This is a genomic window from Sandarakinorhabdus sp. (assembly GCF_031430775.1).
In the GTDB taxonomy this organism is placed as follows: Bacteria; Pseudomonadota; Alphaproteobacteria; order Sphingomonadales; family Sphingomonadaceae; genus Sandarakinorhabdus.
The window spans coordinates 1-26,745 of record NZ_JANPCD010000027.1 but is presented as its reverse complement, the minus strand read 5'-3'; the positions used below and the strand labels follow the sequence as shown (position 1 = coordinate 26,745).

The 26,745-nt window shown below is 64.0% G+C and carries 29 protein-coding genes; 20 read left to right on the top strand and 9 right to left on the bottom strand.

Features of this window, described 5'->3' with window-relative positions:
* A partial coding sequence (locus RMQ73_RS01650) for a carbon-nitrogen hydrolase family protein (RefSeq protein ID WP_310496233.1) occupies positions 1-690 on the top strand: 690 nt, incomplete at its 5' end.
* Positions 691-710: 20 nt separating this feature from the next.
* On the opposite strand, the gene RMQ73_RS01645 is transcribed toward RMQ73_RS01650, so the two are convergent.
* Positions 711-980 (bottom strand): GlsB/YeaQ/YmgE family stress response membrane protein, encoded by a 270-nt coding sequence (locus tag RMQ73_RS01645; protein WP_310496232.1) that lies wholly within the window; start codon positions 978-980, stop codon positions 711-713.
* A gap of 116 nt (positions 981-1,096) precedes the next feature.
* Positions 1,097-1,861: a cytochrome b/b6 domain-containing protein gene (locus RMQ73_RS01640; protein WP_310496231.1), complete on the bottom strand. Its 765-nt coding sequence runs from the start codon at positions 1,859-1,861 to the stop codon at positions 1,097-1,099.
* Positions 1,862-1,926: 65 nt separating this feature from the next.
* On the opposite strand from RMQ73_RS01640, the gene RMQ73_RS01635 reads away from it, so the two are divergent.
* Positions 1,927-2,106, top strand: a complete 180-nt coding sequence (locus RMQ73_RS01635) for a hypothetical protein (RefSeq protein ID WP_310496230.1) — start codon at positions 1,927-1,929, stop codon at positions 2,104-2,106.
* A gap of 23 nt (positions 2,107-2,129) precedes the next feature.
* Here the strand turns inward: RMQ73_RS01635 and RMQ73_RS01630 are convergent, their stop codons facing one another.
* From RMQ73_RS01630 to RMQ73_RS01620, 3 genes are all read right to left on the bottom strand, one after another.
* Positions 2,130-2,258, bottom strand: coding sequence for an entericidin A/B family lipoprotein (locus tag RMQ73_RS01630; RefSeq protein WP_310496235.1), 129 nt, complete (start codon positions 2,256-2,258; stop codon positions 2,130-2,132).
* Between the two features lie 82 nt (positions 2,259-2,340).
* Complete coding sequence (locus tag RMQ73_RS01625) at positions 2,341-2,628, bottom strand: GreA/GreB family elongation factor (RefSeq protein ID WP_310496229.1); 288 nt, start codon at positions 2,626-2,628, stop codon at positions 2,341-2,343.
* Positions 2,629-2,673: 45 nt separating this feature from the next.
* Positions 2,674-2,820: a hypothetical protein gene (locus RMQ73_RS01620; protein WP_310496228.1), complete on the bottom strand. Its 147-nt coding sequence runs from the start codon at positions 2,818-2,820 to the stop codon at positions 2,674-2,676.
* Positions 2,821-2,873: 53 nt separating this feature from the next.
* Here RMQ73_RS01620 and RMQ73_RS01615 point away from each other — a divergent pair, with 53 nt between their 5' ends.
* From RMQ73_RS01615 to RMQ73_RS01600, 4 genes are all read left to right on the top strand, one after another.
* Positions 2,874-4,145: a serine hydrolase domain-containing protein gene (locus tag RMQ73_RS01615; RefSeq protein ID WP_310496226.1), complete on the top strand. Its 1,272-nt coding sequence runs from the start codon at positions 2,874-2,876 to the stop codon at positions 4,143-4,145.
* A complete protein-coding gene (locus RMQ73_RS01610) occupies positions 4,142-4,531 on the top strand; it encodes a VOC family protein (RefSeq protein WP_310496225.1) in 390 nt (129 codons plus the stop codon). Before RMQ73_RS01615 ends, RMQ73_RS01610 begins: the two co-directional genes overlap by 4 nt.
* Positions 4,532-5,155, top strand: a complete 624-nt coding sequence (locus RMQ73_RS01605) for a squalene/phytoene synthase family protein (RefSeq protein WP_310496224.1) — start codon at positions 4,532-4,534, stop codon at positions 5,153-5,155.
* Between the two features lie 84 nt (positions 5,156-5,239).
* A complete protein-coding gene (locus tag RMQ73_RS01600) occupies positions 5,240-5,707 on the top strand; it encodes a histidine kinase (protein WP_310496222.1) in 468 nt (155 codons plus the stop codon).
* A 25-nt stretch (positions 5,708-5,732) separates the two neighbouring features.
* Here RMQ73_RS01600 and RMQ73_RS01595 read toward each other — a convergent pair whose 3' ends face one another.
* Positions 5,733-7,058 carry an MFS transporter gene (locus tag RMQ73_RS01595; RefSeq protein WP_310496221.1) on the bottom strand — a complete coding sequence of 442 codons (1,326 nt, stop codon included), beginning with the start codon at positions 7,056-7,058 and terminating at the stop codon, positions 5,733-5,735.
* A gap of 364 nt (positions 7,059-7,422) precedes the next feature.
* Between RMQ73_RS01595 and RMQ73_RS01590 the strand changes: the two genes are divergently transcribed.
* Positions 7,423-8,109, top strand: coding sequence for a PEPxxWA-CTERM sorting domain-containing protein (locus RMQ73_RS01590; RefSeq protein WP_310496220.1), 687 nt, complete (start codon positions 7,423-7,425; stop codon positions 8,107-8,109).
* A gap of 56 nt (positions 8,110-8,165) precedes the next feature.
* Here the strand turns inward: RMQ73_RS01590 and trmFO are convergent, their stop codons facing one another.
* Positions 8,166-9,500 carry a methylenetetrahydrofolate--tRNA-(uracil(54)-C(5))-methyltransferase (FADH(2)-oxidizing) TrmFO gene (gene trmFO / locus RMQ73_RS01585; RefSeq protein WP_310496219.1) on the bottom strand — a complete coding sequence of 445 codons (1,335 nt, stop codon included), beginning with the start codon at positions 9,498-9,500 and terminating at the stop codon, positions 8,166-8,168.
* Positions 9,501-9,554: 54 nt separating this feature from the next.
* Positions 9,555-10,403, bottom strand: coding sequence for a PEPxxWA-CTERM sorting domain-containing protein (locus RMQ73_RS01580; protein ID WP_310496218.1), 849 nt, complete (start codon positions 10,401-10,403; stop codon positions 9,555-9,557).
* Between the two features lie 362 nt (positions 10,404-10,765).
* Here RMQ73_RS01580 and RMQ73_RS01575 point away from each other — a divergent pair, with 362 nt between their 5' ends.
* From RMQ73_RS01575 to RMQ73_RS01515, 13 genes are all read left to right on the top strand, one after another.
* The gene (locus tag RMQ73_RS01575; protein WP_310496217.1) at positions 10,766-11,428 is read left to right on the top strand and encodes a choice-of-anchor C family PEP-CTERM protein; all 663 of its coding nucleotides are present in this window, start codon (positions 10,766-10,768) and stop codon (positions 11,426-11,428) included.
* Positions 11,429-11,662: 234 nt separating this feature from the next.
* A complete protein-coding gene (gene nuoG / locus RMQ73_RS01570; RefSeq protein WP_310496216.1) occupies positions 11,663-13,693 on the top strand; it encodes an NADH-quinone oxidoreductase subunit NuoG in 2,031 nt (676 codons plus the stop codon).
* A complete protein-coding gene (gene nuoH / locus RMQ73_RS01565; RefSeq protein WP_310496215.1) occupies positions 13,690-14,763 on the top strand; it encodes an NADH-quinone oxidoreductase subunit NuoH in 1,074 nt (357 codons plus the stop codon). The genes nuoG and nuoH overlap by 4 nt, the downstream gene beginning before the upstream one ends.
* Complete coding sequence (nuoI, locus tag RMQ73_RS01560) at positions 14,760-15,248, top strand: NADH-quinone oxidoreductase subunit NuoI (RefSeq protein ID WP_409049815.1); 489 nt, start codon at positions 14,760-14,762, stop codon at positions 15,246-15,248. The genes nuoH and nuoI overlap by 4 nt, the downstream gene beginning before the upstream one ends.
* The gene (locus RMQ73_RS01555) at positions 15,248-15,862 is read left to right on the top strand and encodes an NADH-quinone oxidoreductase subunit J (protein ID WP_310496214.1); all 615 of its coding nucleotides are present in this window, start codon (positions 15,248-15,250) and stop codon (positions 15,860-15,862) included. The genes nuoI and RMQ73_RS01555 overlap by 1 nt, the downstream gene beginning before the upstream one ends.
* On the top strand, positions 15,859-16,164 hold the full coding sequence (gene nuoK, locus RMQ73_RS01550; protein WP_310496213.1) for an NADH-quinone oxidoreductase subunit NuoK: 306 nt from the start codon (positions 15,859-15,861) through the stop codon (positions 16,162-16,164). Before RMQ73_RS01555 ends, nuoK begins: the two co-directional genes overlap by 4 nt.
* 3 nt (positions 16,165-16,167) lie before the next feature.
* Positions 16,168-18,159: an NADH-quinone oxidoreductase subunit L gene (nuoL, locus tag RMQ73_RS01545; protein WP_310496212.1), complete on the top strand. Its 1,992-nt coding sequence runs from the start codon at positions 16,168-16,170 to the stop codon at positions 18,157-18,159.
* A complete protein-coding gene (locus tag RMQ73_RS01540) occupies positions 18,159-19,715 on the top strand; it encodes an NADH-quinone oxidoreductase subunit M (RefSeq protein WP_310496211.1) in 1,557 nt (518 codons plus the stop codon). Before nuoL ends, RMQ73_RS01540 begins: the two co-directional genes overlap by 1 nt.
* Complete coding sequence (gene nuoN, locus RMQ73_RS01535) at positions 19,715-21,172, top strand: NADH-quinone oxidoreductase subunit NuoN (protein ID WP_310496210.1); 1,458 nt, start codon at positions 19,715-19,717, stop codon at positions 21,170-21,172. The genes RMQ73_RS01540 and nuoN overlap by 1 nt, the downstream gene beginning before the upstream one ends.
* Positions 21,169-21,855, top strand: a complete 687-nt coding sequence (locus RMQ73_RS01530; protein ID WP_310496209.1) for a biotin--[acetyl-CoA-carboxylase] ligase — start codon at positions 21,169-21,171, stop codon at positions 21,853-21,855. Before nuoN ends, RMQ73_RS01530 begins: the two co-directional genes overlap by 4 nt.
* A 15-nt stretch (positions 21,856-21,870) precedes the next feature.
* Positions 21,871-22,686: a type III pantothenate kinase gene (locus RMQ73_RS01525; RefSeq protein WP_310496208.1), complete on the top strand. Its 816-nt coding sequence runs from the start codon at positions 21,871-21,873 to the stop codon at positions 22,684-22,686.
* Complete coding sequence (locus RMQ73_RS01520; RefSeq protein WP_310496207.1) at positions 22,683-24,329, top strand: ribonuclease J; 1,647 nt, start codon at positions 22,683-22,685, stop codon at positions 24,327-24,329. Before RMQ73_RS01525 ends, RMQ73_RS01520 begins: the two co-directional genes overlap by 4 nt.
* Positions 24,330-24,332: 3 nt before the next feature.
* Positions 24,333-24,617, top strand: a complete 285-nt coding sequence (locus tag RMQ73_RS01515; RefSeq protein WP_310496206.1) for a DUF1467 family protein — start codon at positions 24,333-24,335, stop codon at positions 24,615-24,617.
* Positions 24,618-24,832: 215 nt separating this feature from the next.
* Here RMQ73_RS01515 and RMQ73_RS01510 read toward each other — a convergent pair.
* The coding region (locus RMQ73_RS01510; RefSeq protein ID WP_310496205.1) for a hypothetical protein at positions 24,833-26,745 on the bottom strand (1,913 nt) is incomplete at its 5' end.

The window sequence follows — 26,745 nt, the reverse complement described above, 5'->3', positions numbered from 1 at the left end:
GAATACTGGCGCCAGGCGATCACCTTGGATGGCCCGGAAGTGGCGGCCTTGTGCGATCTCGCGCGCGCCGCCGGAACCGCCATGGTCATCGGCGCCATCGAGCGTGACGGCGCCAGCCTTTATTGCGCCGCGCTGTTCTTTGCCGCCGATGGCAGGTTTATGGGCCGCCACCGCAAGTTGATGCCTACCGCCGCCGAACGGCTGGTCTGGGGGCAGGGTGATGCCTCGGGGCTCATCACGATGGACAGCGCTGCCGGCATGGTCGGTTCGGTCATCTGCTGGGAAAACTACATGCCGCTGCTGCGCACCGCCATGCATGCCAAGGGCGTGACAATCTATTGCGTGCCCACCGTCGATGACCGCGATATCTGGCACATCAGCATGCGCCACATCGCCTATGAAAGCCGCAGTTTCGTCATTTGCGCGGCGCAAGTGCAGGCCGCCGCCACCATGGCTCTGGGCCAGCCGATCACGCTGCGTGACCGGGCGGACGGTGTGCCGATGATGCGCGGCGGCAGTTGCATCATCTCGCCGATGGGCGATGTGCTGGCCGGGCCGCTCTATGGCGAAACCGGGCTGCTCACGGCCGAGATCGACCCTGCGGATGTCGTGCGCGCCCGCTTTGATCTTGATATCACCGGGCATTATGCGCGGCCCGACGTGTTCTCGCTGCGGGTGGGCGGCACCTGAAACATGTGCCGCCCCTCAGCTCAGCGAACCGAGCCGCGCCGCACGAGATTGACGATCGCAAGCAGTATCACCGCGCCGACCAGCGACACCAGGACCGACTGGATGCTGATACCGCCGCTGGTGATGGGAACGCCGCCAATCAGCGGCGTCACGACGAAACCGGCGAGCATGGCGCCGACGATGCCGACGACCACGTTCAGGAAAATGCCCTGCTGCCCGTCTGTCCGCATGATCATGCTGGCGACCCAGCCGATTAGTCCGCCGACGATCAGGAGAATGATGATGTTCATGGATGAGGCCCTTTGTTCTGCGCGCCGCTCGGGCGCACCTCTATAACCATAATGGTCCGATATTGTTCCACCGGCCGTTGAAACAGCCGAACCTGTCATCAGCCAAGACCGGGCCGTTATCGCAGCATCCGCCGCACCGCGCGCCGATCTCGCCGCCAGAAATATGCCGCCAGCACGCCGCCCAGGTGCAGCGCAAACGCCGCCGCGAACAGCGCCGCCAGCCCCAGATGCATCTTGGCCGCCACTCCATGCGGCAACAGCGCAGGCACAGAAAACGGCAGCGCTGCGCTGCCGGTCGACGCCAGAAAAAGCCCCGATAACGGCAAGGCGAACAGCGCCGTGTAGAGCAGCACCTTATTGGCGGCAGCGAGCCGGCCCGGCGATGCAGGCGCCGGGCTGCTCAGCAGCCACAGCCGCCGTGCCGCAAGCAACGCCAGCACCGCCAACCCGACATCGACATGGGCACCAAGAAATTCCGCCCGGTCGGCACGGCCGGGTGGAAGCACGGTTACGAACAGCCCCATCGGCAGCGCCGAGAGCATCAGCACCGCGCTGGACCAGTGCAGCAACCGCGATACCATGCCGAAACCGGCGTTGGTGTTGTACGCCGCGATTGCGCCCGGCTGCCGGCGCCACTGCGCCGCAATGGTCACCAGCACAAAGCCAGCCGCGGCCGCGCTCAAGACGCCCATGATATTGAGCAGCAAGGGACGCGCGCCGACGCCACCGAACGTGCCGTCGCCATTGGCCAGCCAGATCGACCATGACAGCAAAGCCAGCGCCGCCGCCGCCGCCAGATGCCCCAGCACGCGCAGCCATGCCGCCTGCGCATTCAAAGAAACCGCCAGAAACGCCGCAAGGCCAAGGTAAAAGCTTGTCATCCGCGGCGTTGAAGGCGACACGGCGGTCATTGGCAAGGCAATTTGCCGCCGCAGGAGCAGAACTCATGGGCGAACATTTCGAACGCCACAAGCAAGCCTGGACCACCGAAGAGGTGCAAAAGCTCCACACGCTGGCGAAAAAAGGCATGCCGATCCGTGCCATCGCCAAGGCGCTGACCCGCAGCGAGGAATCCGTCAAAGCGCGTGCCAAGGCCGACAAGCTGGGCATCACCGCGCTGCGCTGAGCAGTTGGCCCCGCCTCTGGCGGCTAGTTCTTCACGTCATCGGCCGTCTTGGTGATGGCCTTGCCGGCCGAGCTCAGATCGCGGCCGGCGCCCGAAACGGTGTTGCAGGCAGTCAGCGCCAACAGGGCGGTCATCACCACAAGAATACGCATCGTCACGCTCCGATCAATTGCACCGAGTGCTGGTTTGCCCCGAAGTCGATGAACGCCGGCTTGCTAGATATGGTTCCCGCCTTCAGGCAATAGCCAGGATCTCGATCTCCCGCCCCGCCAGCATCGCGGTATCTCCTTCGGACTTGCCCATCACCGCCCGCGCCAGGGGCGAAACATGGCTGACCCGCCCTTTCGCCGGATCGGCTTCATCGTCGCCGACGATGTGCCAGACCTGCTGCCGGCCATCGGCATGGGCGATGGTCACGCGGCTGCCAAAGCCGGCTGTGCCATCGCCCGGCGGCGCATCGATCAGCCGGGCCGAGGCGCGCCGGGCGCTCCAGTATCGCAGATCGCGGGTGGCGCGCGCCATGGCGCTGCGGTCCTGCGCAATGTCGGGGCTGGCTTGTGCGGCGGCTTAGGCGGCGCGGGCATCGGCCAGCGCCGTTTCGGTGGCGGCCAGGCCGGCTGGCGTCACCAGATTGGCATGCGCCGGGATCGGCCGGTCGGGCAGGTCTGCCGCCGTGGCTTCCAGGTCGGATTCGCGGGTGAAGGCAACGCTCATGTGGTCTGATATGGGGTGGTGACAGTGTGCGCGCAATGCGGCTAGTCGGGGTCATGCGCCAATTCATCGCCGTCCTTGCCGTGTGTCTGTCCATGCCGGCAGCGGCCTCGCCGCTGGCCGATCTTGTGGCCGGGCGCGATGCCCGTGCACCTGCACTATCGGGTGTGGTGACGGTCGTTGCCGACGCGCGCGGCATCGTGCGCACACAGGCGCACGGCCTGGCGGTCATCGCCGCGAGGCGCAAGCTGCGCGCCGACACGCCGATGCGCATGGCCTCCATCTCCAAGCTGGTGGTGGCCATTGCCGTCATGCGGCTGGTGGAACAGGGCAAGCTCGATCTCGACCGCGATGTCTCGCACTGGCTGGGCTGGCAATTGCGGGGTCCCGCCGCGCCGGACACGCCGCTGACGCTGCGCCAGCTGATGAGCCACACCAGCGGCATCGTCGACGGCCCCGGATATGGCTTCGCAGCTGAAGAACGGCTGCAGGACAAGCTGACGCCTGCGCATTGGGCCGGCGCGCCGGGCAGCCGCTTTGCCTATGCCAATCTCAACTGGGGCATCATCGGCAGCGTCATGGAGGCGGCGACGGGCGAGCGGTTCGACCGGCTGATGACACGGCTGGTGCTGGCGCCGCTGAAGCTGGATGCCGGCTACAACTGGCAGGGCGCGTCGGACCGCGCCATCGCCCGCGCCGCCGTGCTCTATCGCAAGGGCAGCGACGAAGCGCATTGGGACCCTGCCGGGCCATGGCTGCCGCAAGTGGACGACCTGCACGGCAAGCGTCCGGCCTGTCCGGTGCGCAGCATTGCGGGGTGCAACCTTGCTGCCTATGTGCCCGGCGCCAACGGCACGATGTTCTCGCCGCAAGGCGGCCTGCGCATATCGGCGCTGGGCCTGGCGCGCATCGGCCGGCTGCTGCTGCGCGGCGGCGAAGTGGACGGGGTGCGGCTGCTGACGCCGGCCAGCGTCGACGCGATGTTCACGCCGGTGTGGCGTGAAGGCGATGGCCGGCCGGCCGATACCTATAACGGCCAGATGCTCTGCTATGGCGCCGGGCCGCAATGCCTGTCCGGCAAGGCCGGTGCCAGCGACCAGCCGGTGGCGGGCGCCGATTGGTGGGGGCATCTGGGTGAGGCCTATGGCCTGTTGGCCGGATTGTGGATTGACCGGGCAGGCGGCCGTGTCATGGTCTATGCGCTGACCGGCACCAGCGATGACCCGTTCCAGAGGCCGCGACTTGCCTCGGCGTTTTCTTCGGCCGAAGATATCATCATGCAGGATATGGCAGCGCAAATGATGCACAAACGAAAGGACCGGCAATGATCGGCTATGCAACACTGGGCACCAACGACCCGGAAAAGGCCAACGCCTTTTATGATGCGGTGTTCCAGTCCGTCGGCATCGGCCGGCTGATGGTGTTTCCCACCGGCGCGGTCTGCTGGGGCATCAACTGGGGTGTGCCGATGCTGGCCGTCGGCAAGCCCTATGACGGCGCCGCCGCCAGTGCCGGCAATGGCACCATGCTGGCGCTGGTGATGGATACGCGCGCCAAGGTCGACACGCTCTATGCAGCCGCCATGGCGGCCGGCGCCGCCTGCGAAGGCCCACCGGGCGTGCGCGGCGAGGAAGGTCCGCAGGCATTCTACGGGGCCTATTTCCGCGATCTCGATGGCAACAAGCTGTGCGCCTTTCGCGTCGGTCCAGCCTGAGTGAGCCTTGATTTCATAAGCGCCGAACTCAAGGCGCGCGACCGCGATATCTGGCTGGCCATCCATTATGCCGAGGCGCGCCGCCGCCCGGCGCTGATCGCGCTGTTTGCGCTGGAATGCGAATTTGCGCATGTCGCCGCGTCCACCACCGAGGCAATGGTGGGTGAAATCCGCATGGCCTGGTGGCGCGAGGCGCTGTGCGGGCTCGATCAGGGCAAGGTGCCGGCGCAGCCTTTGTTGGTCCTGCTGGCCGAATATGCGGTGCCAAATGACGTGCAGGGCGCCGATCTGGCGCTGCTGGAGGACCGCTGGCTCGGCATGATCGGCGACGAACCGGTGCCGCAAAGCCATGTCGAGGGCGGCGGCACGCTGTTTGCACTGGCGGCGCGGCTGCTTGGCGGCAACGAGGAACTTGGCCGGCAACTGGGTGAAGCCTGGGGCCGGGGTGATGATTGGGGGGGCGATGCCGCCGGATTGCCACGCGTGCCGTCATCGCTGCGCCCGCTGCTGGGGCTGGTGCGGCTGTCGGCGCGCGACCGGGCCGCGGCCAAGGATGCACCGCCTGAACCGCGCGGCAGCCTGGCCCGGCAATGGCAGTTGCTGCGGGCAGTTGCCTTTGGCTGAACCCCATACTTTGGCTGAACCATTGCCTTTGGCCGCGCTGGGGCGCTAGATACAAGCACAGGGTCCGGAAATCGTGGAGGCGTCATGCGCCGGATTCTGGCCTTTGCCCTGTCGCTTGCATCATTGTTGTTTGCCGGCCTGCTGCTGTACCGCGCGCCGCCGGTCACATCGGCTGCCGCCGCACTGGTTGTGCCGGGCGGCAATGCGTCGGGCCGGCCGGCGAGCGGCCCGGCGCCGCTGGCCGAAGCGCCGCGCAGCCCCTTGACCGATGCCGACCGCGCCGCCCGCCGGCTGGTCCGCTATGACACGGATGCCAGCGGGGTGGTCAGCCGCGAGGAATATCTGGTCAATCGTCGCAAGGCCTGGGCCAAGGCCGATTCCAACCGCGATGGCCGGCTGGATTTCGAGGAATATGCAGCGGCCACCACGGCAAAGTTCGCCAAGGCCGACCGCAACGCCGACCAGCGGCTGTCGCCGGCAGAATTTGCCGCAACCGCGCCGCGCCGCAAGGCGGCCCCTGCCTGCGCCTGCCCGGCACCCGCAGAGACTTGAGCGCACAAACGCCCACCGTTGCCCGCTATGCGCTGGATGTCACCGCTTGCGGCAAGGTCTTGCGCTGCGCAGCACGGCGGATGTGGTTCAGGATGCCGGCACCGATCACCACCGACACGGCCATTGCCGCCAGCCCGAGATCATAAGTGCCGGTGGCATCCTTGGCGACGCCAAAGGCACTGATGCTGAGGAACGAGCCGAATTGCCCGAAGGTGTTGACGGCGGCGACGCCAACGGCGCGGTGGCGTTCGTGGAGGGTTTCGGACAGGGCGCTGAAAAATACCGGCTGCGAGGGTAGCCATGTGACCGCAAGGGTGAGCGCTGCGAGTGCCGCCAGCGCCGGCGACGGGCCTGTTGCAAGCGTGGCGATGCTGGCGGCGACCATGATGGCGGGGGCAAGGATGTGCCAGAAGCGTTCCTGCCGGCGGTCGGAATGCCAGCCCAGCCCGATCAGCGCGAAGGCGCCGAGCACCCCGCCGGCGGCGACAAGCAGGCCGACGCCCTGTGTGCCGAGGCCGGTTTTCAGGCCGAGTATCTGGGGCGCGGAGACATAGAACGCATTGACCGCGCCGACATAGAAGAACCAGACGAGGCCGAACAGCAGCACGGGCTTGTCGGCAATGGCGCGCATCACGCTATCGTGTTTGGTGCTGGTGATGGCGCCTTCATCGGTGGCCAGCGCGCCGGTGAGCCATTGGCGTTCATCGGGTTCCAGCCAGGAAACGACGGCCGGACCGTCGGGCAGGAATTTGAAGATGATGATGCCCATGAGGATGGCGGGGATGGCTTCGAGCAGGAACAGCCATTGCCAGCCCTGAAGGCCTGACATGCCATCAAGGCCCAGGATCGGCCCCGAGACCAGGCCCATGAGAATCTGCGATACCGGCTGGGCGACATAAAAGCGGCTGATGGCACGGCCGCGCCATTTGGCCGGGAACCACAGGCTGGCATAAAACAGGATGGCAGGGAAAAAGCCGGCTTCGGCGGCGCCGAGCAAGAAGCGCAGCACATAAAACTGCATCGGCGTCTGGACGAACATCTGGGCGGCCGAGATGAGGCCCCAGGTGATCATGATGCGCGTGAGCCAGATGCGGGAACCAAAGCGCATCATGGCCATGTTCGACGGCACTTCGAGCAGCGCATAGCTGACGAAGAAGATGCCGCCGGCAAGGCCATAGACGGTGGCGGTAAAGCCGAGGTCCGCGTTCATCGTGGCAGCCGCGAAGCTGATGTTCAGCCGGTCGACGATAGCGATGAGATAGGCGAGGAAGATCAGCGGCAGCAGCCGCCATTGTGCCTTGCGCATCACGCGGTCAGGCAGGCCTGCGGAAATATCGTCGGCCGCAATCACGGTCTGTCTCCCAACAGGAACTGATTCCTACAGTTTTGCAGTGGCTTGTCCAGCAGCGCGGATCAGCCTTCCATTCTTGATGCAAGGTCCGCCCGCGCCGGGCGTCACCCGCCGAATTTGCCGCCATTGCACCGCGCCGAATTCAGGGCCGAAAACGGCTCCCGCCTGTGTTTGCCCGGCATCAGGCACGAGAGTCGAACGACAAAAACCGGGTCAAACTGTCGACAGACTTTACACACTTGTGGTGCCAAAACAGACATGAACGAAAAATATATAAATAATTAAGATTGTTGTCTGGAATCCCAGGATTGGCACGATTCCTGCATTGCTTTTGCCAACAAGTCAGTAATAACTGGAGGCGGACATGCGGGCATTGATTGCAGCAGCGATACTGATGATGGGGGCCGGTTCGGCCCAGTCGGCAACGATCTTCACGGACGGTTTCGACGGCGAAGGCGCACCGGGTGCCAGCATCCTCAACTACAACAGCTTCGCCAACTGGACCGTTGTCGGCCAGGTCGATCTCGTCAACACCGGCAATTTCGGCATCACCTGCCCGGGCAAATGCGTCGATCTGGATGGCTCGTCCGGTCCGGGCCGGCTGGTGTCGAAATCCTTCGCCTATACCGCCGGCAAGATGCTGACCCTGCGTTTCGACGTGTCGGGCAGCCAGCGCACCCCCGCCACCGACAGTTTCCTGTTCACGGCCAACTTCGGCCAGCTGACGGACATCAACGGTTTTGCCAATCTCGGCGGTTTCGACCCCGGCCAGATCAATCCCGGCAACTACACCGGCCTGACCACGCTGGGAAATTACAACGAAGGCATTGCCGGCGCCCGGCCGTTCCTGAACTATGGTCTGTCCTGGACTCCGGTGAACGCCGGCACCATGACGCTGGAATTCTGGACGACCAGCGGTGACAATTTCGGGCCGATTCTGGACAGCGTCGTCGTCAGCCAGGTGCCCGAACCGTCAAGCTGGGTGATGCTCATCGCCGGCTTTGGCCTCGTCGGCGCAGCCGCGCGGCGCCGCAAGCTCGCTACGGCCTGAGCAAAAGCAACTGAGGCATATGCAAGTAAGGGGGCGGTGCCGTGTGCGCCGCCCCTTCAGCCTGCAATCCATTCTGCCAGATCCGCCCGCGCCCGCGCCACCAATGCCGGCTTGCGCTGGTCCTTTGATGCCGCCGGCGGTACCAATGGTGGAAACAGGCCGAAATTGATGTTCATCGGCTGGAAGTGCTTGGCGTCCGCCCCGCCGGTAATGTGAGACAGCAGCGCGCCCAGCGCCGTGGTCGCGGGCGGCGGCACAGCCGTACCACCGCGCGCTTCGGCAATGGCAAATCGCGCGGCAGCAAGCCCGATGGCTGCACTTTCGACATAACCTTCGCAGCCGGTGATTTGCCCGGCAAAGCGGATGCGCGGATCGGCCTTGAGCCGCAATGTCGCATCCAGCAGCACCGGCGACTTGATGAAGGTGTTGCGGTGCAGGCCGCCCAGCCGCGCGAATTCGGCCTTTTCCAGTCCCGGGATCATGCGCAGCACTCGAACCTGTTCGGCGTGCTTCATCTTGGTCTGGAAACCCACCATGTTCCACAGCGTCCCCAGTGCATTGTCCTGGCGCAGCTGCACCACGGCAAAGGCGCGGCGACCCGTGGCAGGGTTGGTCAGGCCGACCGGCTTCATCGGGCCGAACCTTGGCGTCATGCGGCCACGCTCTGCCATCACCTCGATGGGCATGCAGCCATCGAAATAGGGTGTGTTGGCTTCCCAATCCTTGAACTCGGCCTTGTCGGCGGCCAGCATCGCATCGATGAAGGCGTTGTACTGCTCCTTGTCCATCGGGCAGTTGAGATAGTCCTTGGTGTCGCCGTTTTCATTGGGACGGTCCCAGCGCGACTGCGCCCACACCACCGACATATCGATGGAATCGCGGTGGATGACAGGCGCAATGGCATCGAAAAACGCCAGCGCGTCCTCGCCGGTCATGGCACGGATGGCCTCGGCGAGCGGTGCTGCGGTCAATGGCCCGGTGGCGATGATCGTCTGGCCCCAGTCGGCCGGCGGCAGGCCGGTGATCATCTCGCGCACGATGGTGACATTCGGGTGCGCTGCCAGTGCCGCCGTGACGCCGCCGGCAAAATCGTCGCGGTCCACCGCCAGCGCCGAACCGGCCGGCACCCGCGCCTTGTCGGCCTCGCGCATGATGAGGCTGTCCAACGTGCGCATCTCCTGATGGATCAGGCCGACGGCATTGTTGTCGGGGTCGTCGCTGCGAAAGCTGTTGGAACAGACCAGCTCGGCCAACCGGTCCGTATGGTGCGCGTCGGTGCCATGCACCCCGCGCATTTCATGCAGGATGACCGGCAGGCCGGCCTGCGCGATCTGCCATGCAGCCTCTGAACCGGCGAGGCCGCCGCCGACGATATGGATGGGGTTGGTCATGACGCCGGCTATGCCGTGCCGGGGCGCCCACTGCAACGCCCCGGCTGCTGCGCTTCAGAGTGTGACCATTTGCCTGCGCCGACTGCGCAGCACGGCGCCGATGATCCCGAAACCGGCAATCATCATGGCCCAGCTGTCCGGTTCGGGGACACCGACAAACATGTCATGGTCGCGGCCATCGACGCTGAACCCTTCGCCGGCCATGTGTGTCGGCCGTGTATACGAAAGCTGCGTCTGATCGAGATTGGCATAGATGCTGCCCAGCGCCGCAAAATCCACGGCATTGGGCGCCACATTGGCCAGCGTGCCATTGGCGCCGCCAGCCGTGCCAGTGGGATCGTTGGTATAGTCCATGCAGCTGCCGGTGTTGAGGTTGGTCTTGATCGTGTTGGTATGGGCAAGGCCGAGCGTATGGCCGATTTCCTGGCAGATCGTCATCTGCCGCCAGGCATCGGTGTTGTACTTTGCGATCCCGAAATAATAATCGTTGAGCTTGACCGTTGCCTGCACGATGAAGCCGTTCGACAGCCATACATTGGCATAGCCAAGCCAGCCGTTGGCGCCATAATTGGCATTGCAGACCTGGACACTGCCATAAACAGGTCCGCACGCAGACGATGTGGCCCGGCCAGCGGCGGGGACGAAATCGATGTTGTTGGCAGCGGACCAAGCATTCGCGGTCGGCACCAGACGCCCGCTCCACTTTGAATCAAGGTTGTTGCCGATGTTGATCGCCAGCGGCCCGGTGCGGGCCCAGCGATACCCATTCCACGACTGTGTCACTGCTGCTGCCGGGCTTGTTGCCGCCACAAACACGGTCGAGGCCAACGCCAACGCAAGCAGTCGGCTCGCAAGCGATCGGCCCACGACCATGAGTCCCGGCCGGTCGATATCCATCATCATGGCGCATCATTCCCCACAGCCGGCCGCACCATTGCGGTGCATCCTCCAGAACCTGGCTGATCCGATCGAATGGCCAAAAAAAGCTAATAGTTGATAAAAAATCCAGCAAAACGCACTGTAAACTGGAAGGTTCCCCGATTTTTGCGACGAGTTGAGTGGTTGTTGAGATAGGGGAAACATATCTGTCAACATGAATTTGGATATGACTTCAAGGATGGGTGCGAAAGCATTCGGAATTGTATTGAAAATTTTACACAAAAAGGTTCCATAATTATTTAATCTATAGATTCTCATGGTTTGCGAATTGGCATGATTTGTGCATTGCATTTTTTCAGGGGGGGGTTGTGAATGGAGTCTGCGTAATGATTAAACTGATGAAATTTGTGGCCATTGCGGCGACCGTGATGGTCTCCGGCTCGGCCGCAGCCGTGACACTGGTGAACGGCAGCTTTGAACTTGGCACCGACCCGGGCGCCAGTTTTTCCACCCAGAACGCTGGCAGCACCGCGATCACCGGCTGGACGGTCGGCGGGTTCGGTGTCGATTATATCGGCGGCTATTGGCAGGCGTCCGACGGCGACCGTTCGGTCGACCTTTCGGCACTCAGCGCCGGCAGCATTGCACAGATGCTGGATACGGTGATCGGCCAAACCTACACCATCGGCTTCGACCTGTCCGGCAACCCTGATGGCGGCGCCGGCAACCGGATTTCCGTCGTGACGATCAGCGGCTCGCTGCCGGATGTGAAGGTCTATCAGGTTCTTCCCGCCAATTCGCGCGCCGACATGAACTGGCAGCGTTTCGAGTACACGTTCACGGCGTTTTCGGCCCTGAGCTCGCTCACCTTCGCCAGCGCCGAATTCACGCCGTTCGGCCCGGCGATCGACAATGTCTCGATCACCGAAGGCGGCGGCGGCATCGGGTCCGATGTGCCGGAGCCGGCAAGCTGGGCGATGATGCTGGCTGGTTTCGGCATGATCGGCGCAACGTCACGTCGGCGCCGGCCACGCGTCGTCACGGCCTGAGATCAACAGGCCCGCCATCGTGCTGGTGCGGAAGGCCCGGGCTTGTGCCCGGGCCTTCTTGCGTTTTGGCGTGCTGCACTGCCTTCCCATGTTGCCATGCGCTCGCTATAGCCGCCCCCAAGCGCGGATTCTGCTGCGCCCGACTTAATTCGTTGGATGGAAACCATGGCGAGCCGCGTCGCTGCTTTATTTTCGGCCTTGCGCGGCCCGTCCCTGGCCGGAGCCTGCTGAGCCATGCCGAAGCTTACGGTCGATGGTGTCGAAGTCGATGTGCCGGCTGGCGCAACGGTGTTGCAGGCGTGCGAGGCCGCCGGCGCCGAGATTCCGCGTTTTTGCTACCATGAACGGCTGACCATTGCCGGCAATTGTCGCATGTGTCTTGTTGAAATGGAAAAAAGCCCCAAGCCGGTGGCCAGTTGCGCCATGCCGGCCGCCGATGGCCAGGTCGTCCACACCCGCAGCGAAAAGGTCAAGAAGGCCCGCGAAGGCGTGATGGAGTTCCTGCTCATCAATCACCCGCTCGATTGCCCGATCTGCGATCAGGGCGGCGAATGCGACTTGCAGGACCAGGCGCTGGTCTATGGCCGGGGCAATTCCCGCTATGCCGAAAACAAGCGCGCCGTGACCGAAAAATACATGGGCCCGCTCATCAAGACAGTAATGACGCGCTGCATCCACTGCACCCGCTGCGTGCGCTTTGCCGAGGAAATCGCCGGGGTCGAGGATATCGGCGCCATCGGTCGCGGCGAATCCATGCAGATCACCAGCTACCTCGAAAAGGCCGTGGCCTCAGAAGTGTCCGGCAATGTCATCGACCTGTGCCCGGTCGGCGCGCTGACATCGAAACCCTATGCCTTTCAGGCACGGCCCTGGGAACTGAAGAAAACCGATTCCATCGATGTCATGGATGCGCTTGGCACCAACATCGTCATCGGATCGCGCGGCACGCAGGTGATGCGCATCACGCCGCGCATCAACGATGACGTGAATGAAGAATGGCTGTCGGACAAGGGGCGCTTTGCCTGTGACGGCCTGCTCGAGCGCCGGCTCGACACGCCCTATGTGCGGGTGGACGGCAAGCTGAAAAAAGCCAGCTGGGCCGATGCCTTTGCCGCCATTGCGCGCGGCCTCGAAGGGGTGCCCGGCGACGCCATTGCCGGCATCGTCGGCGACCTTGCGGCGCTTGAGGACATGACCGCGTTCAAGGACCTGCTCGGTGCTCTGGGTTCCACCCGCATCGAAAGCCGGCAGGACGGCGCGCTTTTCGACACCGAGGCACGCGGTGCCTGGCTGTTCAATTCGGGCCTTGCCGGCATCGAACAGGCCGATGTCGTGCTGTTGATCGGCACCAATCCGCGCACCGAGGCGCCGCTGCTGAATGTCCGGCTGCGCAAGGGCGCCGCGCGTGGCCGCACCCGGGTGTTCGGCATCGGCCCGGTTGTGGACCTGACTTACAAGGTCGAATGGCTTGGCGATGATGCGGCGCTGGTCGCCGACCTGCCAGCCGATGTGGCAGCGGCGCTGGCAGCCGCTGAGCGCCCGGCCATCATTGTCGGCATGGGCGCGCTGACCATTCCCGGCCTGTTCGGCGCCGCACGCAAGCTCGCAAAGGCTGCCAATGTCGTGCGTGAAGGCTGGAATGGCTGGAACCTGCTGCACACCGCTGCTGCGCGTGTCGGCGCGCTCGAACTTGGCCTTGCGGTCGATGGCGGCTTGCCGGCGCTGACCGGCGATACCGCTATTCGCGCGCTGTTCCTGCTCGGCGCGGATGAGGCTGATGTGGCGCCGCTGAAAAACGCCTTCACCGTCTATATCGGCACGCACGGCGACCGCGGCGTTGCTCATGCCGACGTCATCCTGCCGGCGGCGGCCTATACCGAAAAGCCGGGCACCTATGTCAACCTCGAAGGCCGGGTGCAGCGGGCGCTTGCCGCCACGCAGCCGCCCGGCGATGCGCGTGAAGACTGGACCATCCTGCGCGCGCTGTCGGCCGTGCTGGGCGCCAAGCTGCCCTATGACGATCTGGCATCACTGCGCGCGCGCATTTTGGCGCAATGGCCGCAGCTGGCGCCGGGTCAGGTGCTGGACGGGGCTGGCAAGCTGCCCGCCGCTGACCGTGCCAGGACCAGCGTCAAGGCCCTTGGCGGCGCGCTTCCGGCTGCTGTTGCCAATCATTACCTCACCAACCCCATCGCGCGGGCCAGCCAGACCATGGCCGATTGTGTGACCGAGATTCTGCATCCGGTGCAGGAGGCGGCAGAGTGACCTTCACGGGCTGGTTTCAGCAGCAATTGGGCCAGGGGCCGGGCTGGTTCGTCGCCAATCTGGCGCTTGTGCTCGCCATCGCCTTTCCGGTGATGATCGGCGTCGCGCTGGCCGTGTATTTCGACCGCAAGATCTGGGCGGCGATGCAGTTGCGGCGCGGGCCGAACGTGGTGGGGCCATTTGGTATCCTCCAGACATTTGCCGACGCCGCCAAGCTGTTCCTCAAGGAAACCATCATCCCGTCCGGCGCCTCGACCGGCGTGTTCCTGATGGCGCCGATGATCAGCTTCGTGCTGGCGCTGGTGGTGTGGGCGGTGATGCCGTTCGATGCCGGGCTGGTGCTGGCCGACTTGAACGTCGGTTTGCTCTATGTCTTCGCCGTGTCGTCGCTGGGCGTTTACGGCATCATCATGTCGGGCTGGGCGTCCAATTCCAAATATGCGTTCCTGGGCGGCCTGCGCTCGGCGGCGCAGATGGTCAGCTATGAAGTGTCGATGGGTTTCATCCTCGTCTCGGTGATGATGTACGCGCAGTCGCTCAACCTGTCCGACATTGTCATGGCGCAAAAAGGCAATGTGCTGGGGCTGCTCAACGGCAACGTGTTCAATCCGCTGTTGTTTCCCATGGCCATCATGTTCTTCATCACGGCATTGGCGGAAACCAACCGCCCGCCATTCGATCTGCCCGAAGCCGAGGCCGAGCTTGTTGCCGGCTATCAGGTCGAATATTCCAGCATGTCCTTCGCGCTGTTTTTCCTCGGCGAATACGCCAACATCCTGTTCATGTGCGCGCTGATCCCGGTGCTGTTCCTTGGCGGCTGGCTGCCGCCGCTGGACTGGGCGCCGCTGTATCTGGTGCCGGGCTTTGTCTGGATGCTGTCCAAGATGGCGTTCATGTTCTTCGTGTTCGCCTGGGTGAAGGCGACCGTGCCGCGCTACCGCTATGACCAGCTCATGCGGCTGGGCTGGAAGGTGTTCCTGCCGCTGTCGCTGTTCTGGGTCGTGGTCGTTTCGGGCTGGCTGATGTTCACCGGGCATTTCGATGCCGCGCCGATGAGGGCTGTGCTGTGAGTGCGTTGCTGCGTTCCGCCAAATCGCTGCTGCTGCTGGAGTTCGTCTCCGGCATGTGGCTGACCTTGCGCTATTTCTTCCGCCCCAAGGCGACGCTGAACTATCCGTTCGAAAAAGGCCCGGTGTCCCCGCGTTTCCGGGGCGAACATGCGCTGCGCCGCTATCCCAATGGCGAGGAACGCTGCATCGCCTGCAAGCTGTGCGAGGCGGTCTGCCCGGCCCAGGCCATCACCATCGAGGCCGAGCCGCGCGACGATGGCTCGCGCCGCACGACGCGCTATGACATCGACATGACCAAGTGCATCTATTGCGGCCTGTGCCAGGAAGCCTGCCCGGTCGATGCCATCGTCGAAACGCCGAATTTCGAATTTGCCACCGAAACCCGCGAGGAACTGCTCTATGACAAGGGCAAGTTGCTGGCCAATGGCGACAAATGGGAACGTGCGATCGCGGCCAATATCGCCGCCGACAGCGAGTGGCGCTGATGACCGCCGCCCTTGCCTTTTACCTGTTCGCCGGTGTGCTGCTCACGTCTGCGGTCATGGTCATCACCGCGAAAAACCCTGTACATTCCGTGCTCTGGCTGATCCTGGCGTTCTTCAATGCCGCCGGGCTGTTCATCCTGCTGGGTGCCGAGTTTCTGGCGATGCTGCTGGTCATCGTCTATGTCGGCGCGGTTGCCGTGCTGTTCCTGTTTGTCGTCATGATGCTGGACATCGATTTCGCGCATCTCAAGCGCGGCGCACTGAAAAATCTGCCGTTGGGACTGGCTGTGGCGGGCATCATCCTGGCCGAAATGCTCACAGCGCTTGGCGGCTGGACTCCGGGGCAGGGGGTGGAGATATTCCCCGCGCTGGGCGGCGCACCCGAGGGCATGACCAATACCCAATGGATCGGCAGCCAGCTTTATACCCGCTATCTGTTCGTGTTCCAGGCGTCGGGCCTTGTGCTGCTGACCGCCATGATCGGCGCCATCGTGCTCACGCACCGCACCCGCATCGGCGTGAAGAAGCAGAATATCGCCGATCAGGTGGCGCGCACGCCGCAGGGTACTGTGCGGCCGGCCAGCCCGGCACCGGGCGAGGGGGTGCAATTGTGATAGGCTTGGGCCATTATCTCACCGTATCGGCGGCGCTGTTCGTGCTCGGCGTGCTGGGGATTTTCCTCAACCGCAAGAACGTCATCATCATCCTGATGGCGATCGAGCTCATCCTGCTGGCCGTCAACATCAATCTGGTGGCGTTTTCGGCGTTCCTGCATCAGGTGCATGGCCAGATCTTCGCCATGTTCGTGCTGACGGTGGCGGCGGGCGAGGCGGCCATCGGGCTGGCCATATTGGTCATCTATTTTCGCAATCGCGGCACCATCGCGGCCGACACCGGCGACATGCTGAAGGGCTGACGCGTGATCCAGCTTCTCGTCTTTTTGCCGCTGCTCACGGCGATCATCGCCGGCTTGGGCGGGCGCCTGATCGGGCATGTCCCGGCCAAGGTGTTGACCACTGCCGGCCTGTTCGTGTCGGCGGCGCTGTCCTGGGTGATCTTCCTGTCATTCTGGCAGGGCGGCGCGGCGGCTACCACCGTGCCAGTGCTCGACTGGATCGAAAGCGGCACGTTGTCGGTCGGTTGGGCGCTCAAGGTCGATACGTTGACAGCGGTGATGCTGGTCGTGGTCACGTCGGTCTCGGCGCTCGTCCACCTCTACAGCTGGGGCTATATGGAGGAAGATCCGGACCAGAGCCGTTTCTTCGCCTACCTCTCGTTGTTCACCTTTGCCATGCTGATGCTGGTCACCGCCGACAACCTTGTCCAGATGTTCTTCGGCTGGGAAGGGGTGGGCCTCGCGTCCTATCTGCTCATCGGTTTCTGGTACAAGAAGCCGTCCGCCAACGCGGCCGCCATCAAGGCGTTCGTCGTCAACCGCGTCGGCGATTTCGGCTTTTCACTCGGTATCTTCGCCACCTTCATGGTGTTCGGCACCGTATCGATCGACGCCATCCTCGCCGCTGTTCCGGGGCAAGCGAGCGCGACCTTCAGCTTTCTGGGCGCCCGCGTCGATGTGATGACAACGCTGTGCCTGCTGCTGTTCGTCGGTGCGATGGGCAAGTCGGCGCAATTGGGCCTGCACACCTGGCTGCCCGACGCCATGGAGGGGCCAACGCCCGTCTCCGCGCTGATCCATGCTGCGACCATGGTCACGGCGGGCGTGTTCATGGTCTGCCGCCTGTCGCCGATGTTCGAAGCCAGCCCCACCGCACAGGCCGTGGTGTGCATCATCGGCGCCTGCACGGCGCTGTTCGCCGCCACCGTTGCCGTGGTGCAAACCGACATCAAGCGCGTCATCGCCTATTCGACCTGCTCGCAGCTCGGCTACATGTTCTTTGCCGCCGGCAGCGGCGCGTATGGGGCGGCAATGTTCCACCTGTTCACGCACGCCTTCTTCAAGGCACTGCTGTTCCTTGGCGCCGGCTCGGTGATCCATGCCATGCACCACGAACAGGACATGCGTTTCTATGGTGGCTTGCGAAAGCATATCCCGGTTACCTTCTGGCTGATGACCATCGGCACGCTGGCGCTGACCGGGTTTTTCTTCACAGCCGGTTATTATTCCAAGGATGCGATCCTGGAGGCGGCGTTTGCCAGCGGCACTTCGCATGGCAGCTTTGCGTTCTTCGTCGGCGCGCTGGTGGCGGCAATGACCAGTTTCTATTCGTGGCGGCTGGTGTTCCTGACCTTCTTCGGCAAGCCGCGCTGGTCCGGGTCGGAGCATATCCAGCACGCGGCGCATGATGGCCATGCCCATGCAGATCATGGCCCTGATGACGGCACTGCCGGTTATCACCCGCACGAAAGCCCGGTCTCGATGCTGATCCCGCTCATTCTGCTCGGCACTGGAGCGCTGCTGGCGGGCTTTGTCTGGCACGAGCAATTCGTCGGTGCCGAAGCCGGGGAAACGTTCTGGCGCGGTGCCATCGCATTCCGTGCCGAGCTGGCCGAAGCCATGCACCATGTCCCGGCCTGGGTGGTCTGGACGCCTTCCGTCGCCTTTTTCGCCGGGCTGGGCCTGGCCTGGTATGCCTATCTGCGCCGGCCATCGGTGCCGGGCTGGTGGGCGGCTGAAGTGCCGGGGCTGTACGAATTCCTGCGCCACAAATGGTATTTCGACGAGCTGTATGACGCCGTGTTCGTGCGTCCGTCGCTGGCGCTGGGCCGGATGTTCTGGGTGCGCGGCGATCAACGCACCATCGACCGTTTCGGTCCCGATGGCGCGGCGGCAGTTGTCGCCGGCGGTGCCGGTCTGGCGGCGCGTTTTCAATCGGGGCTGCTCTATTCCTATGCGCTTGTCATGCTGATCGGCCTTGCGGCCGGCGCCGCCTGGTTGATGGGAACGCACTGATGCCGATCCTGTCGATCATGATCCTGCTGCCGGTTGTGGTGGCGCTTGCGGCCGTGCTGCTGCCGGGCACCGAGGCGGCGCGTGCCGACCGGGCGCGCGTGCTGGCGCTGGCCACGACGCTGGCGGAATTCGCTCTCGGCGTCTGGCTGTGGACGCAGTTCGACGCGTCTGGCGCGCCGTTCCAGTTTGCCGAAAAACTGCCGTTGTTTGCGCCGTTCCTCGACTGGTCGCTGGGCATAGACGGCATTTCGCTAATGCTGATCATGCTCAGCGTGTTCCTGATGCCGATTTGCATCCTGGCCAGCTGGGACAGCGTCACGCGGCGCGTGCCCGAATATATGGCAGCGTTCCTGATCATGGAATCGTTGATGATCGGCACCTTTGCGGCGCGCGACATCTTCCTGTTCTATCTGTTCTTCGAAGCCGGGCTGATCCCGATGTTCCTGATCATCGGCATCTGGGGCGGCGCGCGGCGCATTTATGCCAGCTACAAATTCTTCCTCTACACGCTGCTCGGTTCGGTGCTGATGCTGGTGGGCATGCTGTACATGGTCGGCGAGGCCGGTTCGACCGACATCGGCGTGCTCAGCACATACGACTTTGATCCGCAGGCGCAATTCTGGCTGTTCCTGGCGTTCTTCGCCAGCTTTGCCGTCAAGATGCCGATGTGGCCGGTTCACACCTGGCTGCCAGATGCGCACGTCGAGGCGCCGACGGCTGGCTCGGTCATTCTTGCCGGCGTGCTGCTCAAACTCGGCGGCTATGGCTTTGTGCGGTTCTCGCTGCCGATGTTCCCGGATGCGTCGGCGCAGCTGATCTGGCTGGTGTTCGCGCTGTCGATGGTCGCCGTCGTCTATACCAGCCTTGTGGCGCTGGTGCAGAACGACATGAAAAAGCTGATTGCCTATTCGTCGGTCGCGCACATGGCGTTCGTGACCGCCGGGCTGTTCGCGCTCAACACGCAGGGCATCGAGGGCAGCATCGTGATGATGCTCAGCCATGGGCTGGTGTCGGCGGCGTTGTTCCTGTGCGTCGGCGTGGTCTATGACCGGCTGCACACCCGCGAGATCGGGCGTTATGGCGGGCTGGCCGACACCATGCCGAAATATGCCGTGGTGCTGCTGTTCTTTACCATGGCGTCAGTTGGCCTGCCGGCCACGTCGGGCTTTGTCGCCGAATTCCTCGTCTTGATCGGCCTGTACCAGACCAGCACATGGGCCGCGTTGGTGATGACCACCGGCATCATCCTGGGCGCTGCCTATATGCTGTGGCTTTATGCGCGCGTCGCTTATGGCAAGGCCGCCGGAGCCGACACCGCCGCCATGCCTGACCTCAGCATGCGTGAAATCGTCATTCTGGCGCCGGTCATCATCGCGACATTGTGGATGGGCATTTATCCCAAATCCTTCCAGGATCCGATGAAGCCCGCCATCGCCGCCATCGTCACCCGGCTCGAGGGCCGCGCGCTGGCTACGGTCCCCACCGACATGACGTTGACGCCCGGCCTTTCCGGCGCGGCCACGCCGGCAATCGTCGCCGCCAAGGTTTCCCACTGATGAACCCGACTCTTGCCTCCATTCTCATCGCCGGCCCCGAGGCCGTGCTGACGGCGGGCAGCTTGCTGGCGCTGATGCTCGGCACGTTCCTGGGGCGCGACAGGGCGCTGGTGCCGCTGACTCTGGTGTGCGTCAGCATATTGGGTGTCGCCGGCTTCACGCTCGCCGATGATCCCGTCACGGCGGTGGTCGCGTTCGATGGCTTGTATGTCGCCGACAGTTTCTCGGCGTTCCTAAAGGTGCTGATCCTGTGCGCCGCTGCTGCCTCGATGCTGATGGCGTTGCCCTATCTGCGCGATGTCAAAACCGGGCGGTTCGAATATCCGGTGCTGATCATGCTGGCCACGCTGGGGCTGTGCATGATGGTGTCGGCGGCGGATCTGCTCTCGCTGTATATCGGCCTCGAACTGGCGGCGCTGGCGTCCTATGTGCTGGCTGCCTTTCATCGCGGCGAGGGGCGTTCGGCCGAAGCCGGCCTCAAATATTTCGTGCTTGGCGCGCTGGCGTCGGGCATTCTGCTCTATGGCATCACGCTGGTGTACGGCTTTGCCGGCACCACCAGCCTGGACGAGATCGCCCGCGTCATAGCCGCCAGCGGTAGCCGCTCCATCGGCTTGCTGCTGGGGCTCATTTTCATCATGGCCGGCCTTGCCTTCAAGATTTCCGCCGTGCCGTTCCACATGTGGACGCCCGACGTCTACGAAGGCGCGCCTACTCCGGTAGCGGCGTTCTTCTCGGCGGCGCCCAAGGCTGCTGCGCTCGGCCTGATGGTGCGGGTGCTGGTCACTGGCTTCGGCCCGGCCGGCGCCGACTGGCAGCAGATCATCATCTTCATCGCCATCGCCTCGATGGTGCTGGGCGCGGTGGCCGCCGTGGCCCAGACCAATCTCAAACGCCTGCTCGCCTATTCCTCCATCGCCAATATCGGCTTTGCGCTGGTTGGCCTGGCGCCGGGCAACGAGGCCGGCATTTCGGCGCTGCTGTTCTACACCGCTGTCTATCTAGCGATGACTTTGGGCAGCTTCCTTGTCGTGCTGCAACTGCGCCGCGCCGATGGCAGCCCGGTGGAATTGATGGCCGACCTTGCCGGCCTGTCAAAAGTGCGTCCCGGCCTTGCGGCTGCATTGGCCATTTTCATGTTCAGCCTCGCCGGCATTCCGCCCTTGCTGGGGTTCTGGCCGAAATTCGCCGTGTTTCAGGCCGCTGTCGATCAGGGGTTGATCGGGCTGGCAATCATCGGTTTCATCGCGTCTGTGGTGGCCGCTTTCTATTATCTGCGGCTCATCAAGATCATGTATTTCGATGAACCCGGCACAGCGCTGGTCAGTGATGGCGGCGCCATGAACGGTGCGATGATTGCTGGTGCGGCGCTATTCTGCTCGCCTGTCGGCATGTTGGCCATCACGCCGCTGGTCGCGGCCTCTGCCCGCGCGGCGGCGGCGCTTTTCCAGGCTTGAGCGCCGCGATCACCCATCTCGCCGAAGTCGGCTCGACCAACGACTGGCTGCTGGCCCGCGCCGACACGCTGCCTGATGGCAGCTGGGTCGTCGCGGATCGCCAGACCGCCGGGCGTGGGCGGCGCGGGCGGGTCTGGAGCGATGGTGCCGGCAATCTGATGGCATCGGTGCTGGTGCGTAGCGATGGCCCGGTCCAGCAATTGTCGTTCGTGGCGGCGCTGGCCTTGATCGGCGCGCTGGACAGTCCCAGCCTGACACTGAAATGGCCCAATGATGTGTTGCTGGACGGCGCCAAGCTGGCTGGCATCCTGCTGGAACGGCAGGGCGATGCCCTGGTGATCGGTTTTGGGGTGAACCTTGCCGGCCATCCACTGGATACCGAGCGCGCCGCCACCAGCTTCGCTGCTGCCGGCTTGCCCGCGCCTGCGCCGCTAGACCTTTTGCAGCGGCTGGCGGCCAGCCTCGCCGATTGGCGCGCGATATGGTCCGCGCAGGGGTTCGCACCCATCCGCACGGCTTGGCTTGGGCGCGCCGCCGTTACCGGCGCCCGCATGACGTCGCGGCTGGGCACCGAGGCCATCGAAGGCGTGTTCGAGGGCCTGGCCGAAGACGGCGCCCTGCTGCTGAGGCTTGACGATGGCCAGCTTCGTGCCATCCACGCCGGTGAAGTGTTTTCCCTGTGAAGTGCGGAGGCGCAAATGCTGCTCGCGATTGATGTCGGCAACACCAACATCGTCTTTGCCCTGTGCGAAGGCGATACCATCGCGCAGCGCTGGCGCATCTCCACCGATGGTCAGCGCACGGCCGATGAATATGCCGTCTGGCTGAACCAGCTCATGAGCCTGGAAGGGGTGGAGCGCAGCCATATCGATGCGGCCATCATCTCGACGGTGGTGCCGCAGACCTTGTTCAACCTGCAACGCCTGTGCCGCAAATATTTCCATGTCGAACCGCTGGTGGTGGCACTGGGCGAGATCGATCTGGGCCTCACCATCGCGTTGCCAAACCCCGCCGAAGTGGGAGCAGACCGGCTGGTCAACGCCATTGCCGCCCATGCGCTGTGGCCCGGCAATCTCATCATTGTCGATTTTGGCACCGCAACCACCTTTGATGTGGTATCAGCCGACGGAGCCTATCAGGGCGGAGCGATTGCGCCGGGCATCAATCTTTCGATGGATGCCCTTTATCAGGCCGCTGCAAAGCTGCCGCGCATCGCTGTCGAACCACCGGCTGGAAACGCCGGCGCCATCGGCAAGGGCACCGTGCACGCCATGCAATCCGGCGTGTTCTGGGGCTATGTCGGCCTGATCGAAGGGCTTGTGAAACGACTTTCCGGCGAGATTGTCGGGCCGGTCACCGTTGTCGCAACGGGCGGACTTGCCACATTGTTCAACCGCCACACACCTGCCATCGATCATGTCGATGGCGACCTTACAATTCGCGGCCTCGTCCGCCTCCATGCGCTGAACGCTCACAACAGCACGGCGCGCGGCAACCAGAACGGAACAGAATGAAACCCGGAAAAGAACTGATCTTCCTGCCGCTTGGCGGCTCCGGCGAGATCGGCATGAACGTCAATCTTTATGGCTGTGACGGCAAATGGGTCATGGTCGATCTCGGCATGACCTTTGGCGACCCGCGCTACCCCGGCATCGATATCGTGTTGCCCGACCTGGCGTTCATCGAGGAACGCTCCAAGGACCTGCTCGGCATCGTGCTCACGCACGGCCATGAAGACCATATCGGCGCCATTCCCTATATGTGCGCCGAGCTTGGCGTGCCGATGTATGCCACGCCGTTCACCGCCGGCCTGATTGCCAAGAAGCTGGAGGAGGAGGGGCTGACCAAGGAGGTCAAGCTCAACATCATCCCCATGGGCGGCACGCTGAAACTGGGGCCGTTCGGGTTCCGCTATGTCGCGCTGGCCCATTCGATTCCCGAAGGCAATGCGCTGGTCATCGACACGCCCTATGGCCGCATTTTCCACACCGGCGACTGGAAGCTGGACGATGGCCCGTTGATGGGCACGCCCGCGTCTGCCGAGGAACTGACGGCCATCGGCGATTCCGGCATCCTGGCGATGGTCGGCGATTCGACGAACGTGTTCAACAACGAGGCGTCGGGCAGTGAAACCGATGTCCGCGAAGGGCTGATGCGCGTCGTCAAGGCGCGCAAGACCGGCCGCGTGCTGGTGACGACTTTTGCCTCCAACGCGGCCCGGCTCGGCACATTGGGCGAAGTGGCGAAGGCCTGCGGGCGGCATCTCGTGCTGGCTGGCCGCTCGATGGAGCGTATCACCAAGGTTGCCAAGGCCACCGGCTATCTTGGTGACATGCCGCCCAGCATCAGCTGGGAACAGGCCGCGACCATGGCGCCGAACAAGCTGCTGATATTGTGCACCGGCGCGCAGGGCGAACCCCAGGCTGCGCTGAGCCGTATTGCCGATGGCAGCCATCCGGCGCTGAAGCTGGAGCCGGGCGATCTGGTTGTCTATTCGTCCAAGCAGATTCCGGGCAACGAGCTGTCGATCGGCCGGGTGCAGAACCAGCTGGCGACGCGCGGCATCGAGATGATCACCGAAAAACAGGCACATGTGCATGTCTCGGGCCATCCCGGCCGGCCCGAACTCGAAGCCATGTACGACTGGATCCGGCCCGAAATCGCCATCCCCGTCCACGGCGAGCGCCGCCACATGGAAGAGCATGCCAAGCTGGCGCTGGCCTGCGGCGTGCCGCTGGCAATGGTGCCCATCAATGGCTCGGCCATTCGCCTCGCGCCAAATGGCCCCAAGCTGATCAGCCATGAAAAGGCCGGGCGACTGGTGCTGGACGGCGATGTCATCCTGCCTGCCGACGGCGCGACCATGGTCGAACGGCGCCGGCTGGCGCATGGCGGCATCATCACGGTGACCGTCGTGGTCGGCCGCAATGGCCTGCCGGCGGCCACGCCTGCGGTCATCGCGCAGGGCGTTCCCGTGGAGGAGGACAAGGCGGATTTCCTGGCGCAATGCGCCGAGGCTGCCGAAACGGCGGCGCACAAGGGCGATTTGAAACGGCCCGAGCATTATGCCGAAGCCGTGCGTGTCGCCGTGCGCCGCGTCGCCCGCGAATGGACCGGCAAGAAGCCGGTGACCGAAGTGCAGGTGATAAAGCTCTAGCCGATGAAGCTTCAGTCGATCCTGGCCATCTATCTGCTGTTCTGGATGCTGACGCTGTTCGCCGTCCTGCCCTTTGGCGTGCGCACCACGCGCGAGGAGGGCGGCGAACCCGTGCCCGGCGAGGCGGAATCCGCGCCCGCCAACCCCATGATCGGCCGCAAGCTGCTGTGGACGACGGGTGTGTCGGCGATATTGTTCGCGGTGTTCTATGCCAATTATGTTTTCGGCTGGGTCGTCATGGACGATGTGCCGTTCTGGCGCACACGCGGACCTTACCGGCCTGGCTGACCCTGGCGGCAGGCGTATTGTACAAACGTATAATAGCGCTAACGCCGGGAGGGCGGTGTTCTTTGCGATTTTACGGATATTTCAGTAGGTTATACCATGTTTCCTGCCTGTAGGACCGGTGCAAAACCGTGAATAAACAGACCGTTAGGCGCCAGAAAACGCCATATCAGACCGGCTTTTCGGCTTGATGCCCCTGCGTTGCCGGCAGGAATCGCTCAGTTCAGCCGGCCTGCCGCCTGGGCCAGTGCCAGATACAGTTTGCCCAGCGTTGATCCGAGCAAGGCCGCGCCCAGCGCCTGGCCACCGCGTTCGGGCACCGTGTCCGACACCAGCGCCTCGAATTCGGTGATGTAGCGGGCGGCTTCGGTGCGGAACTCCTGATCGTGCTGATAATGGCTTGCAAAGCTGCGCTCCGCACCCTGGTCAAGGCCGCGCGCCAGCCGGCGGGCGATGGCGCTGCGGTCGCCGGCGGCAAAATCGTCCCAGATCTTGTCGTCGATGTCGAAATCCAGCAGCTTGGCCATATCCACGGCGCTGGATTGCAGCGAGGCAATCAGGCTGTTGGCACGCTTGCCCAACGAATTGCGGCCGCGAACCTGGCTGCGGGTTTCCACGGCATCGATATGGCTTTCCATTTCCGACACGGTCTGCGTGAGGATCAGCAGCCGCTGTGCGATGCGCTCGGTGACGGACTGGGCCGTTGTTGCTGCCTGTTCCTGCGCCTCGGCCAATTCGGCCAGTTCGGCGCGGATGGGCGCGCCAAAGGCAGCGTTGGCACGGCGCGTGCCGGCTTGCGACAAGGCATCCTCAGCCTCGGCAACAACGCCGGCCAGCGTCTCGCGCATCGTTCCCGCCGTTGCCTGCGCAATTTCGCGCACCCGCGCGAATGTGTCGACCAGCTCGGACGACGCCGCCAGCGAAACAGAACCGGTGCTGGTCTCGATGTCGTTCATGACTGTGCTGGCGCGTTCCAGCGCCGCGTTCAATTCGGCTTGCGCTGCGATCATGGCCTCTCGCGACTGGTCGAAGCGGTTTTGCGCGTCGGCCATGGCCTGGGCGCCTTCGCCCACTGGCCCGGACAGGCCAATTGCCGATTGCGTCAGGTCGGCCAGTCGGCTGCCGATATCGTCCAGTCCAGGCAGCATGTCGGGCAAGCCTGCGATCAACGTGCCAAGCGTGTTGCGGGCAGCGCCGTCCATTTCGGCCAGCCGGGCTTCCAGCACGCCCATGGCGTTTTCCGCGCCGGCTATCGGCTCATCAAGGCCATCCAGCGCCGCCTTGGCGTCGGCGACGCGGGCAGAAATGCCTTCAAGTGTGTTGGTGCTGGTGGTCGCGGCATTGCCCAGCCGGACATCGAGCACACCGAATGTACGGGTGATATCATCGACAAAGGCCTGGGTGCGTCCAGCCTCGCCATCAAGGTCGGCGGCGAGCTTGCCGGTCATGCCCATCAGCATTTCCAGCTGTTCGCGCAGCGCCTTGCTGGCTTCGCCGGCGATATGGTCGAGCGTTACGCGTGCCTGCTCGACGCTGGCGAGCATGGCATTGGTCTGGGCGTGGACGGCGCTGCGCGTCGTGTCCACGGCCTGTGTCGTGCGCGTGAAGGTGCTGTCGACCGTGTCCTTCAACGCTGCCAGCGGCTGAACCAGTCCGTCTTGGGCGCGGCTCGATGCGGCCGCGATGGCTTCGACGCCATCGGCAATGGCGGTGACCGTCGCACGGCTCGATGCCTCGGCTTCGCTAGCGCCGATATGCAGCCCCGCAAGCAGGTTTTCGGTTTCGGCAAGCTGACCCTTGAGCAGGTTCTCGGACCGTCCAAGCAGTGCAATCAGCGTCTCGCTTTGCGCCATGGCGGCAGGGATGGCCCCGGCAAGCTGGCCTATCGCGCTTTGCGTATTATCGGTCACCTTGGCAATGTCGCGGAAAGCGGCATCAAGCCGGATGGTTGCAGCCGCGAGCGCGTCATGCTGCTGCTGTGCAGGCTCGGCAACCTCGGCAATCCCGGCGGCTAGACGCTCAAGCCGCTCTTCGAGCAGCATCAGCGCCGATGCGCCGCGTTCGAGCCGTTCTTCGGCCAAGGTGCTGCGGTGTGCCGCCAGCCGTGCCTGCGCAGCGGACACGGCGCCGG

Excerpts from the sequence above, each read along its gene's own strand:
- RMQ73_RS01645 (WP_310496232.1), bottom strand. The coding sequence starts at position 980 with ATGAACATCATCATTCTCCTGATCGTCGGCGGACTAATCGGCTGGGTC.
- RMQ73_RS01640 (WP_310496231.1), bottom strand. The coding sequence starts at position 1,861 with ATGACAAGCTTTTACCTTGGCCTTGCGGCGTTTCTGGCGGTTTCTTTG.
- RMQ73_RS01635 (WP_310496230.1), top strand. The coding sequence starts at position 1,927 with ATGGGCGAACATTTCGAACGCCACAAGCAAGCCTGGACCACCGAAGAG.
- RMQ73_RS01630 (WP_310496235.1), bottom strand. The coding sequence starts at position 2,258 with ATGCGTATTCTTGTGGTGATGACCGCCCTGTTGGCGCTGACTGCCTGC.
- RMQ73_RS01625 (WP_310496229.1), bottom strand. The coding sequence starts at position 2,628 with ATGGCGCGCGCCACCCGCGATCTGCGATACTGGAGCGCCCGGCGCGCC.
- RMQ73_RS01620 (WP_310496228.1), bottom strand. The coding sequence starts at position 2,820 with ATGAGCGTTGCCTTCACCCGCGAATCCGACCTGGAAGCCACGGCGGCA.
- RMQ73_RS01615 (WP_310496226.1), top strand. The coding sequence starts at position 2,874 with ATGCGCCAATTCATCGCCGTCCTTGCCGTGTGTCTGTCCATGCCGGCA.
- RMQ73_RS01610 (WP_310496225.1), top strand. The coding sequence starts at position 4,142 with ATGATCGGCTATGCAACACTGGGCACCAACGACCCGGAAAAGGCCAAC.
- RMQ73_RS01600 (WP_310496222.1), top strand. The coding sequence starts at position 5,240 with ATGCGCCGGATTCTGGCCTTTGCCCTGTCGCTTGCATCATTGTTGTTT.
- RMQ73_RS01590 (WP_310496220.1), top strand. The coding sequence starts at position 7,423 with ATGCGGGCATTGATTGCAGCAGCGATACTGATGATGGGGGCCGGTTCG.
- trmFO (WP_310496219.1), bottom strand. The coding sequence starts at position 9,500 with ATGACCAACCCCATCCATATCGTCGGCGGCGGCCTCGCCGGTTCAGAG.
- RMQ73_RS01580 (WP_310496218.1), bottom strand. The coding sequence starts at position 10,403 with ATGATGATGGATATCGACCGGCCGGGACTCATGGTCGTGGGCCGATCG.
- RMQ73_RS01575 (WP_310496217.1), top strand. The coding sequence starts at position 10,766 with ATGATTAAACTGATGAAATTTGTGGCCATTGCGGCGACCGTGATGGTC.
- nuoG (WP_310496216.1), top strand. The coding sequence starts at position 11,663 with ATGCCGAAGCTTACGGTCGATGGTGTCGAAGTCGATGTGCCGGCTGGC.
- RMQ73_RS01555 (WP_310496214.1), top strand. The coding sequence starts at position 15,248 with ATGACCGCCGCCCTTGCCTTTTACCTGTTCGCCGGTGTGCTGCTCACG.
- RMQ73_RS01540 (WP_310496211.1), top strand. The coding sequence starts at position 18,159 with ATGCCGATCCTGTCGATCATGATCCTGCTGCCGGTTGTGGTGGCGCTT.
- nuoN (WP_310496210.1), top strand. The coding sequence starts at position 19,715 with ATGAACCCGACTCTTGCCTCCATTCTCATCGCCGGCCCCGAGGCCGTG.
- RMQ73_RS01525 (WP_310496208.1), top strand. The coding sequence starts at position 21,871 with ATGCTGCTCGCGATTGATGTCGGCAACACCAACATCGTCTTTGCCCTG.
- RMQ73_RS01520 (WP_310496207.1), top strand. The coding sequence starts at position 22,683 with ATGAAACCCGGAAAAGAACTGATCTTCCTGCCGCTTGGCGGCTCCGGC.
- RMQ73_RS01515 (WP_310496206.1), top strand. The coding sequence starts at position 24,333 with ATGAAGCTTCAGTCGATCCTGGCCATCTATCTGCTGTTCTGGATGCTG.